Raw genomic sequence first — 10,720 nt, 5'->3', positions numbered from 1 at the left:
CGGCGTGAGCGGCTTGGCGGGCGCGTTGGCCGGGTGGTCGTGCGCGTTGACCAGGCGGTTGATGTCGCGGTCGCTCTTGCCCGAGGGCGGCGCGCTGACCACGGTCGGCCGGCGACGGCGCTCGGCGGCGGCCAGCTTGGCCTTCTGCTCGGGCGACAGCTTCTGGTAGTCCTTCCAGGCGCGTTCGCGGGCCTGCGCGGGCAGATCCTGCGAGGCCTGGTAGTTCTCGCGCGCGACGCGCCGTTCCTCGGCCGTCATGTTGGCCCACTGGGTCATCCGCTCATGCAGGCGTTTCTGCTCTTCGGGCGACATCTTCGGGAATCGTGCGGCGATCCGCAGCCATTTGCGCTTGCGCGCATCGCTGAAGCCATCCCATTGGCGTTCGAAGGGCGCCAGCGCCTCGTGCTGCTGCGCGCTCAGGCGCGCCCAGGACAGCGGGCTGGCGGGCGCCAGCGTCGGAAATGCATTGGGCAGGGACAGGCTGACGGCGGGCTGGGCGGGCGGCGTGGTGCCGGAGGCCGCCACCGGCGCGGCGGCGACCGGCGCCGGGGTCTCGAAAAAACGGGGGTAGGTGGCCGCGTAGGCAACCACGAGCGCGATCGCGCTCCCGAAAAATATCGCCAGTCCCCGTTTCTGCATCGCCCCGTGCGTCCTTCTCTCTCTGGTCGCGCTCAGCGCGTGTGTGACAGGTATGCGTTGAACCCGTGGTCGAGGTACGCGTTGAGCGGCAGGTTGTCGTTCAGCATCGCGGCGTCGATGTCCGCGAGCTCGGCCGTGTGCTCGAGGTTTTCCCAGTAGGCGATGCCGACGATGCCGGCCAGCAGCACCACCAGCGGCACCGCGCGCAGGATCCGGCGCGTGAGCGACACCGGCCGCGGGGCCGGACCGCGCACCAGGCCGAAGCTGCCGGTGCCGCCGCCCGCGAGGGCGGGCACCAGCACGATGGCGGCATCGGGTTTCTTGCGCGCGAGCGCGGCCCGGCGCGCGGCGGCCAGCCGATCGGCGGCCGACGGGGGCAGCTCGGCCGCGCGTTCGTCCAGCGCGCGGCGGATCTTCAGGGCGAATTCCAGTTCTTTGAGTTCGGGAGCGGAGCTCATAGCGTGATTCCTTTGGCCTTGAGCGCTTGTGCCAATGCGTGCGTGGCCCGTGAGCAATGCGTCTTGACGCTGCCTTCGGAGCAGCCCATGGCAGCGGCTGTTTCGGCGACATCCATATCTTCCCAGTAACGCATCAGGAAGGCTTCCCGTTGACGCGCCGGAAGCTTGCGGATTTCGTCGTCGATCAGCGACAGCACCTGCTCCCGCTCCAGGCGCGATTCGCTGCTCTCGATGCCGCTGCCGTTGTCGGCCGTGTCGAGCGTTTCGAGCGGATCGAAGTCGTCGTCATCGGCGCCGCCGAGCGAGGAAAACAGGCTCACCCAGGTGTTGCGGACCTTCTGGCGGCGGAAGTAGTCGTGGATCGCGTTTTGCAGGATCCGCTGAAAAAGCAGGGGCAGTTCGGCGGCCGGGCGGTCGCCGTATTTCTCGGCGAGCCGGATCATCGCGTCCTGCACGATGTCGAGCGAGGCGTCGTCGTCGCGAACCGCGTAGGCGGCCTGCTTGAACGCGCGCCTTTCGACGCCCGCCAGAAAGTCGGCGAGTTCCTTGTCTGATGCCATTCCGTGAAAAGGTCTGCGCTCGAAGGGCCTGGAAGGACGAAAAATTCTGTAAACGGGGCGGATGCTAACAAATTTTCGTGCCGATCGGCATCCCGGGTGCCGCCACGAGGGTGCGCGGGATGGCGCCAGCCTGTGGTTTTATGATCAGCCTCCCGGCAGCAGGGATTTTTTTCTTGACCACTTGACTTCGCCAAGATATCGTCACCGGTTCGCAACATAAGTGATGGTCTCAATTGAGGCTGGCCCAAGAAGCCAGCTCGTCAACTGGACGCGCCGCTTGAACCCGAGCCACAAGTTCGGCAGAGAGCACCCGATCAATTTTTTGCCGAAAATTCGAAAGGTCGATATGAACATGCCCAGCGCGGAATTCTCCACGTCGGAACCTATTTCTGCCCCCTCGAGCGACTCGATCGGCGGTACCGTGCTGATGAAGGCACTGGCCGACGAGAACGTCGAATTCATCTGGGGCTATCCCGGCGGCTCGGTCCTCTACATCTACGACGAACTCTACAAGCAGGAAAAGATCCAGCACGTGCTGGTGCGCCATGAACAGGCGGCCGTGCATGCGGCGGATGCCTATGCGCGCGCGACCGGCAACGTCGGCGTGTGCCTGGTGACCTCCGGCCCGGGCGTGACCAATGCCGTGACCGGCATCGCCACCGCCTACATGGATTCGATCCCGCTGGTGGTGATCAGCGGCCAGGTGCCGACGGCCGCGATCGGCCAGGACGCATTCCAGGAATGCGACACGGTCGGCATCACGCGCCCCTGCGTCAAGCACAACTTTCTCGTGAAGGACGTCCGCGACCTCGCGGAAACGGTCAAGAAGGCGTTCTTCATCGCCCGCACCGGCCGTCCCGGTCCCGTGCTGATCGACATCCCGAAGGACGTCTCCAAGACGCCCTGCGAATACGTGCCGGTCAAGAGCGTCGCGCTGCGCTCCTACAACCCGGTCACCAAGGGCCATTCGGGCCAGATCCGCAAGGCCGTGTCGCTGCTGCTGACGGCCAAGCGCCCGTACATCTACACGGGCGGCGGCATCATCCTGGCCGATGCCTCGCGCGAGCTGAACCAGTTCGCCGACCTGCTCGGCTACCCGGTCACCAACACGCTGATGGGCCTGGGCGGCTACCGTGCCTCGGATCCCAAGTTCCTCGGCATGCTCGGCATGCACGGCACCTACGAAGCGAACATGGCGATGCAGCACTGCGACGTGCTGATCGCGATCGGCGCGCGTTTCGACGACCGCGTGATCGGCGACCCGGCCCACTTCGCCTCGCGTCCGCGCAAGATCATCCACATCGACATCGATCCGTCCTCGATCAGCAAGCGCGTCAAGGTCGACATCCCGATCGTCGGCGACGTCAAGGAAGTGCTCAAGGAACTGATCGAGCAGCTGCAGACGGCCGAGCACGGCCCCGACACCGAGGCGCTCGCGCAATGGTGGAAGGACATCGAGAGCTGGCGCGCCAAGGACTGCCTGAAGTACGACCGCGAGAGCGAGATCATCAAGCCGCAGCACGTGGTCGAGACGCTCTGGAAGCTCACCGGCGGCAATGCCTTCGTCTGCTCGGACGTCGGCCAGCACCAGATGTGGGCCGCGCAGTTCTACCGCTTCGACAAGCCGCGCCGCTGGATCAACTCGGGCGGCCTCGGCACCATGGGCTTCGGCCTGCCGGCGGCGATGGGCGTCAAGATGGCCCATCCCGACGACGACGTGGTCTGCATCACGGGCGAGGGCTCGATCCAGATGTGCATCCAGGAGCTGTCGACCTGCAAGCAGTACGACACGCCCGTCAAGATCATCTCGCTCAACAACCGCTACCTCGGCATGGTCCGCCAGTGGCAGCAGATCGAATACAGCAAGCGCTATTCCCATTCCTACATGGACGCGCTGCCCGATTTCGTGAAGCTGGCGGAGGCGTTCGGCCACGTCGGGATGCGCATCGAAAAGTCGTCCGATGTGGAGCCGGCGCTCAAGGAAGCGCTGCGTCTCAAGGATCGCACCGTGTTTCTCGACTTCCAGACCGATCCGACCGAAAACGTCTGGCCGATGGTCCAGGCCGGCAAGGGCATCACGGAGATGCTGCTCGGATCGGAAGATCTGTAACGGCGTGCCCGCGCGCCGCGCGCTCGGCGCCCGCTTCCACGAGGAGCGGGCCGCGCCGGGCGGCGCGCGGCAGGCATTCGAACTGGATTAGTCGAGACATCATCGGGAAGAAGCGAACATGAGACACATCATCTCCGTGCTGCTGGAAAACGAACCGGGCGCGCTCTCGCGCGTGGTCGGCCTGTTCTCGGCACGCGGCTACAACATTGAAACCTTGACGGTGGCACCGACCGAAGACAATTCGCTGTCGCGGCTGACCATCGTCTCCATTGGCTCGGACGACGTGATCGAACAGATCACGAAGCATCTGAACCGCCTGATCGAGGTGGTGAAAGTGGTGGACCTGACCGACGGTGCCCACATCGAACGAGAGCTGATGCTGATCAAGGTGCGAGCGGTCGGCAAGGAACGCGAAGAAATGAAGCGGATGGCGGACATTTTCCGCGGCCGCATCATCGACGTTACCGAAAAGACCTACACAATCGAATTGACGGGCGCGAGCGACAAGCTCGACGCATTCATCCAGGGGCTGGACGCGGGGGCGATTCTCGAAACCGTGCGCACCGGCAGCTCGGGCATCGGTCGCGGCGAGCGCATCCTGAAGGTCTGATGCGGCCGTATCGAACGAAGCCGGCGGCGCCGTCATGCCCCGGTAGCCTTACTCATTGAACGAACTCACTGCATTTAGCGAAAGGAATCATCATGAAAGTTTTCTACGACAAGGACGCTGACCTCTCCCTCATCAAGGGCAAGCAAGTCACCATCATCGGCTACGGCTCGCAAGGCCACGCCCACGCGCTGAACCTGAAGGAAAGCGGCGTGAACGTGACGGTCGGCCTGCGCAAGGGTGGCGCGTCGTGGAGCAAGGCCGAGAACGCCGGCCTGACGGTCAAGGAAGTCGCCGAGGCGGTGAAGGGCGCCGACGTGGTCATGATGCTGCTGCCCGACGAGCAGATCGCCGAGGTCTACGCCAAGGAAGTGCACGCCAACATCAAGCAGGGCGCGGCGCTGGCCTTCGCCCACGGCTTCAACGTCCACTACGGCCAGGTGATCCCGCGCGCCGATCTGGACGTCATCATGATCGCCCCGAAGGCCCCGGGCCACACGGTGCGCGGCACCTACTCGCAAGGTGGCGGCGTGCCGCACCTGATCGCGGTCGCCCAGGACAAGTCGGGCGCGGCGCGCGACGTGGCCCTGTCGTACGCGGCAGCCAACGGCGGCGGCCGTGCCGGCATCATCGAGACGAACTTCCGCGAAGAGACCGAAACCGACCTGTTCGGCGAGCAGGCCGTGCTGTGCGGCGGTACCGTCGACCTGATCAAGGCCGGTTTCGAAACCCTGGTCGAAGCCGGCTACGCGCCGGAAATGGCCTACTTCGAGTGCCTGCACGAGCTCAAGCTGATCGTCGACCTGATCTATGAAGGCGGCATCGCCAACATGAACTACTCGATCTCGAACAACGCCGAGTACGGCGAATACGTGACGGGCCCGCGCATCGTCACGGAAGAGACCAAGAAGGCCATGAAGGCGGTCCTGACCGACATCCAGACCGGCGAATACGCCAAGAGCTTCATCCTGGAGAACAAGGCCGGCGCCCCGACGCTGCAATCGCGCCGCCGCCTGACGGCCGAGCACCAGATCGAGCAGGTCGGCTCGAAGCTGCGCGCGATGATGCCCTGGATCGCCAAGAACAAGCTGGTCGACCAGTCGAAGAACTAAGCGTTCGCTGAGCGACGGCCCCGGTTTTCCGGGGTCGGCAACGAAAAGCCGCCCGAAGGCCGCAGTGCCGAGGGCGGCTTTTGTTATGCTACGTCCTTTGCAATTCACCGAATCACACCATGAACTACCCTCATCCGATCATCGCGCGCGAAGGCTGGCCGTTCATCGCGATCGCTGCCGTCATCGCGCTGTTGATCCATGCAGTCGCGGGTTTCGGCCTGGCCTGGCCGTTCTGGCTGTTGCTCGTCTTCGTGGTGCAGTTCTTCCGCGATCCGGCCCGGCCGATCCCGACCGAGGCCAACGCGGTGCTGTGCCCGGCCGATGGGCGCATCGTCGCGGTGGAAACCGCGCACGATCCCTACGCGAATCGCGAGGCGCTCAAGATCAGCGTGTTCATGAACGTGTTCAACGTTCACTCGCAGCGCTCGCCGGTCGACGGCGCGATCACCAAGGTCGAATACTTCCCGGGCGCGTTCCTGAACGCGGCGATCGACAAGGCCTCGACCGAGAACGAGCGCAATGCGGTGGTGATCCACACCGGCAGCAACCATATCGTTACCTCGGTGCAGATCGCCGGGCTGGTGGCGCGGCGCATTCTCTGCTACGTGCGCAACGGCGAGCCGCTCACGCGCGGCCAGCGCTACGGCTTTATCCGCTTCGGTTCGCGCGTGGACGTGTACCTGCCGATCGGCAGCCGCGCCCGCGTCTCGATCGGCGAAAAGGTGTCCGCATCGTCGACGATTCTTGCTGAATTGCCGCAGTAAGCGGCAGGAGGCTCGATGGCTGCATTCAAACCGCGCCGGTCGCGCAACGGCAAGTCCCTGCCGCGCTCGTTCCGGCACAACAAGGTGCTCGGCGCCGACAATTCGTCGGTCGAGCCGCGCCGCGCCGCGCGCCAGCAGTTCCTGCGCACCCGCGGCATCTACCTGCTGCCCAATGCCTTCACCACCGCCGCGCTGTTCTGCGGCTTCTTCGCGGTGGTGCAGGCGATGAACGTGCGCTTCGAGATCGCCGCGATCGCGATCTTCGTGGCGATGGTGCTCGACGGCATGGACGGCCGCGTGGCGCGCATGACGCACACCCAGAGCGCCTTCGGCGAGCAGTTCGACAGCCTGTCCGACATGGTCTCGTTCGGCGTGGCGCCGGCCCTGGTGATGTACGAATGGGTGCTGAAGGACCTGGGCCGCTGGGGGTGGCTGGCCGCCTTCGTCTACTGCTCGGGCGCCGCGCTGCGCCTGGCGCGCTTCAACACCAATATCGGCGTGGTCGACAAGCGCTTCTTCCAGGGCTTGCCGAGCCCGGCCGCGGCCGCGCTGATCGCCGGCTTCGTATGGCTGGCCACCGACAACCGCGTGCCGCTCAAGCTCGGCTGGCTGCCCTGGGTGGCCTTCGTGCTGACCATCTATGCCGGCGTGACCATGGTGTCGAATGCGCCGTTCTACAGCGGCAAGGCGCTTGACGTGCGGCATCGCGTGCCGTTCGCGGCGATCCTGCTGGTGGTGGTGGCCTTCGTGCTGGTGTCCTCCGATCCGCCGCTGATGCTGTTCGGCCTGTTCGTGCTGTATGGCCTGTCGGGCTATGTGTTCTGGGGCTACATGGCGATCCGCGGCCGCGCCAATCCGGCCCGCTCGTCCCAGCGCGAGCACTGAGGGCGAGCCTCGCCTCATCCGCGAACCAGCCCCATTTCGGTGCAAGACGGCGACCCTGATCCGGTCGCCGTTTTTTCGTCCGGGGCCGGCTCGGCGGGGCAGGGCGGGTTCCGGGTGCAGTCCGATTGCACGTGTTACGGAATGCCGCTATATTCCTCGGCATGACCGCATTTCTCCGCCTCTCCCTCCTTCAAGCCGGTGCGCCCCTATGCGCACTAGCGCTAGCGCGCCTGCCGCGCTGACCGTCTTCGCCCTCCGTCAAGCCTCGTCTGTTGTTGAGCGTCGCCAGCGGTGGCGCGAACTCCATCGTTTCTGCCGTACCCACAAGATCCCCCTGGAGCCTCCCCATGACAGACAAGCTGATCATTTTCGACACGACCTTGCGTGACGGCGAACAATCGCCCGGCGCGTCGATGACGAAGGAAGAAAAGATCCGTATCGCCAAGCAGCTCGAACGGATGAAGGTCGACGTGATCGAAGCCGGTTTCGCGGCCAGCTCGAACGGCGATTTCGACGCGATCCACACCATCGCCGGGCTGATCAAGGACAGCACGATCTGCTCGCTGGCCCGCGCCAACGACAAGGACATCCAGCGCGCCGCCGATGCGCTGAAGCCCGCCAACAGCTTCCGGATCCACACCTTCATCGCCACCTCCCCGCTGCACATGGAGAAGAAGCTGCGCATGACGCCGGACCAGGTGTTCGAGCAGGCGCGGCTGGCGGTGCGTTTCGCGCGCAAGTTCACCGACAACGTCGAGTTCTCGCCGGAAGACGGCAGCCGCTCCGACATGGACTTCCTCTGCCGCGTGCTGGAAGCCGTGATCGCCGAGGGCGCGACCACCATCAACATCGCCGACACGGTCGGCTACGGCGTGCCGGAGCTGTACGGCAACCTGGTCAAGACGCTGCGCGAGCGGATCCCGAACTCGGACAAGGCGATCTTCTCGGTGCACTGCCACAACGATCTCGGCATGGCCGTGGCCAACTCGCTGGCCGGCGTGCAGATCGGCGGCGCGCGCCAGGTCGAGTGCACCATCAACGGTCTGGGCGAGCGCGCCGGCAATACGTCGCTCGAGGAGATCGTGATGGCGGTGAAGACGCGCAAGGACTATTTCGGTCTCGACGTCGGCCTGGACACCACGCAGATCGTGCCGGCCTCGAAGCTGGTCTCGCAGATCACCGGCTTCGTGGTGCAGCCGAACAAGGCGGTGGTGGGCGCCAACGCCTTCGCCCATGCTTCGGGCATCCACCAGGACGGCGTGCTGAAGGCGCGCGACACCTACGAGATCATGCGCGCGGAAGACGTGGGCTGGACCGCCAACAAGATCGTGCTGGGCAAGCTCTCGGGCCGCAACGCCTTCAAGCAGCGCCTGCAGGAGCTGGGCGTCTCGCTCGACAGCGAAACCGAGCTGAATGCGGCCTTCATGCGCTTCAAGGACCTGGCCGACCGCAAGGCCGAGATCTTCGACGAGGACATCATCGCGATCGTGTCGGAAGAGGCGGCGGTGGTCGAGCGCGAGCACTACAAGTTCGTGTCGCTGTCGCAGCGCTCGGAAACGGGCGAGCAGCCGCAGGCCAAGGTGGTGTTCTCGATCGACGGCGGCGAGGTGACCGGCGAGGCGCGCGGCAACGGCCCCGTCGACGCGACGCTGAACGCGATCGAGACGGAAGTCGGCAGCGGCTCGGAGCTGCTGCTGTACTCGGTCAACGCGATCACCACCGGCACCCAGGCGCAGGGCGAGGTGACCGTGCGCCTGTCCAAGAGCGGGCGCATCGTCAACGGCGTCGGCACCGACCCGGACATCGTCGCGGCCTCGGCCAAGGCTTACCTGTCGGCGCTCAACAAGCTGCACTCGGACGTCGACAAGCTCAACCCGCAACGCTCCTGAGCCCGATCGGCCGGCTTGCCCGGCCGTTGACCGGCAATGAAACGCCCCGCGCGGCCCGAAGGCCGGCGGGGCGTTTTGCCGTTGCGGGCCGCGCTTATTGCGCGCTGGGGCTGCGCAGCATCGAGATCGACCAGCGCCTGGCCGCGGCGCGCGTGGGCTGCCGGTAGTCGACCAGGATCTCGCGTGCCTGCGCATCGGCCATGAAGGCGTCGATCAGCTCGCGCACGTCGTGGTCGATGTAGTCGGCGCGCGTCGCGTCGATGATCACGATCGAACGATCCGGGATCTGCCGCAGGTAGTGCTTGACCTGCACCTTGCCGAGGAAGGACACGTCCTTGCGGAAGGTCAGCAGGTAGTGGTCGTCGTGGCGGGCCAGCGTGGCCGGGCTGCGCAGGTTGGCGAAGGCCACCGCCAGCACGCTGCACACGATGCCCAGCGCGATCCCGGCCAGCAGGTCGATGGCCAGCACGCCGGCAACGGTCGCGACGAAGGGCAGGAAGGCGGCCGGCCCCTGTTGCGCGACGGCCTTGAACAGCGCCGGCTTGGCGAGCTTGAAGCCGGTGTGGATCAGGATCGCGGCGAGCGTGGCGAGCGGGATCAGGTTGATCAGCTCGGTCAGCAGGAACACGCTGACCAGCAGCAGCGCGCCATGCACCACCGCCGAGAGGCGGCTTTGCGCGCCGGCGTTGACGTTGACCGAGCTGCGCACGATCACCGAGGTGATCGGCAGGCCGCCGAAGGCGCCCGCCACCAGGTTGCCGACTCCCTGGGCCTTCAGTTCGCGGTTCGGCATCGGCGGGCGGCGCTTCGGGTCGATCTGCTCGACCGCCTCGAGCGAGAGCAGGGTCTCGAGGCTGGCGACGATCGCCAGCGTGATCGCGACGCGCCAGACATCGGGGTTCCAGAGCTGGGCGTAGTGCGGGCCGAGCTCGACGCTCTTGAGCGCGCCGCCGAGCGAGGCCAGCGAGTCGAGCGCGGGCAGCGCCACGCGATGCTCGGCCGGCGGCGCCAGCGCGGGCAGCAGGGCGCCCAGCACCAGCGTGGCGCCGATGCCGAGCACCACCACGATCAGCGGCGCCGGGACGTTGCGCACCAGCGCGAAGCGGCGCAGCGCCTTCGAGTCCCAGGCCACCAGCAGGGCCAGCGAGACGATTGCGATCAGCGCCGCGCCGATCGCATGGGCGCTGAACGCGGCGGTGCCGCCGTGCAGGCCGAGCGCGAAGGGCACCTGCTTGACGATCAGCAGCAGGCCGATCGCGGCCAGCATGCCCTTGATCACGGGCGAGGGCACGTAGGCGGCCAACTGGCCCGCGCGCAGCATGCCGAAACCCAGCTGCAGCAGGCCCGACAAGACCACCGCGAGCAGGAAGGCGGGGAAGCTGCCGAGTTGGGCGATGCCGTCGACGACGATCACCACCAGGCCGGCGGCGGGGCCGCTCACCGACAACGGCGAGCCGCTCAGGAAGGCGACCACCAGGCCGCCGACGATGCCCGAGATCAGGCCCGCGAAGGGCTCGACGCCGGAGGCGTTGGCGATGCCCAGGCAGAGCGGCAGCGCGACCAGGAACACGACGGTGCCGGCGACGAAGTCGCGCGGAAACGTGGAGAAGGCGTTGCGTAAATTCATGATGGGGTTCGAGGCGGGGCGTTGGGGAGCGTGCTGCGGGAGGCGCGACCGGCGCCGGGCTGGGCGGCC

General features: G+C 66.2%; 10 protein-coding genes. 6 read left to right on the top strand and 4 right to left on the bottom strand.

Translation table 11 applies throughout. The features are described 5' to 3' along the window. The 3 genes from F3J18_RS14180 to F3J18_RS14170 all read right to left on the bottom strand — a co-directional run. The coding region (locus tag F3J18_RS14180) for a DUF3106 domain-containing protein (RefSeq protein ID WP_166913151.1) at nucleotides 1-639 on the bottom strand (639 nt) is incomplete at its 3' end. 32 nt (nucleotides 640-671) lie between these two features. Further along, nucleotides 672-1,097 (bottom strand): DUF3619 family protein, encoded by a 426-nt coding sequence (locus tag F3J18_RS14175; RefSeq protein WP_025096474.1) that lies wholly within the window; start codon nucleotides 1,095-1,097, stop codon nucleotides 672-674. Continuing rightward, nucleotides 1,094-1,657, bottom strand: coding sequence for an RNA polymerase sigma factor (locus F3J18_RS14170; protein WP_013698882.1), 564 nt, complete (start codon nucleotides 1,655-1,657; stop codon nucleotides 1,094-1,096). Before F3J18_RS14170 ends, F3J18_RS14175 begins: the two co-directional genes overlap by 4 nt. A gap of 346 nt (nucleotides 1,658-2,003) precedes the next feature. Between F3J18_RS14170 and F3J18_RS14165 the strand changes: the two genes are divergently transcribed. The 6 genes from F3J18_RS14165 (at nucleotide 2,004) to F3J18_RS14140 (ending at nucleotide 9,024) form a co-directional block, all read left to right on the top strand. Then, a complete protein-coding gene (locus tag F3J18_RS14165) occupies nucleotides 2,004-3,767 on the top strand; it encodes an acetolactate synthase 3 catalytic subunit (protein ID WP_025096473.1) in 1,764 nt (587 codons plus the stop codon). 118 nt (nucleotides 3,768-3,885) lie between these two features. After that, the gene (ilvN, locus tag F3J18_RS14160) at nucleotides 3,886-4,377 is read left to right on the top strand and encodes an acetolactate synthase small subunit (RefSeq protein WP_013698880.1); all 492 of its coding nucleotides are present in this window, start codon (nucleotides 3,886-3,888) and stop codon (nucleotides 4,375-4,377) included. A 92-nt stretch (nucleotides 4,378-4,469) separates the two neighbouring features. Further along, the gene (gene ilvC, locus F3J18_RS14155) at nucleotides 4,470-5,486 is read left to right on the top strand and encodes a ketol-acid reductoisomerase (protein WP_013698879.1); all 1,017 of its coding nucleotides are present in this window, start codon (nucleotides 4,470-4,472) and stop codon (nucleotides 5,484-5,486) included. A gap of 119 nt (nucleotides 5,487-5,605) precedes the next feature. Next, on the top strand, nucleotides 5,606-6,250 hold the full coding sequence (locus F3J18_RS14150; protein ID WP_013698878.1) for a phosphatidylserine decarboxylase: 645 nt from the start codon (nucleotides 5,606-5,608) through the stop codon (nucleotides 6,248-6,250). Nucleotides 6,251-6,265: 15 nt separating this feature from the next. Continuing rightward, on the top strand, nucleotides 6,266-7,135 hold the full coding sequence (gene pssA, locus F3J18_RS14145) for a CDP-diacylglycerol--serine O-phosphatidyltransferase (RefSeq protein WP_013698877.1): 870 nt from the start codon (nucleotides 6,266-6,268) through the stop codon (nucleotides 7,133-7,135). Nucleotides 7,136-7,482: 347 nt separating this feature from the next. Then, entirely contained in the window at nucleotides 7,483-9,024 is a 1,542-nt protein-coding gene (locus F3J18_RS14140) for a 2-isopropylmalate synthase (protein WP_013698876.1), read from the top strand. Nucleotides 9,025-9,118: 94 nt separating this feature from the next. Here the strand turns inward: F3J18_RS14140 and F3J18_RS14135 are convergent, their stop codons facing one another. Next, nucleotides 9,119-10,654 carry a SulP family inorganic anion transporter gene (locus F3J18_RS14135; RefSeq protein WP_230686065.1) on the bottom strand — a complete coding sequence of 512 codons (1,536 nt, stop codon included), beginning with the start codon at nucleotides 10,652-10,654 and terminating at the stop codon, nucleotides 9,119-9,121. Between the last annotated feature and the right edge of the window lie 66 nt (nucleotides 10,655-10,720).

This window comes from Burkholderia sp. Ax-1720 (assembly GCF_011753035.1).
Taxonomy (GTDB): Bacteria; Pseudomonadota; Gammaproteobacteria; order Burkholderiales; family Burkholderiaceae; genus Burkholderia; species Burkholderia gladioli.
Note: the sequence above shows the minus strand (reverse complement) of the source record. Positions and strands in the feature narration are given on the sequence as shown.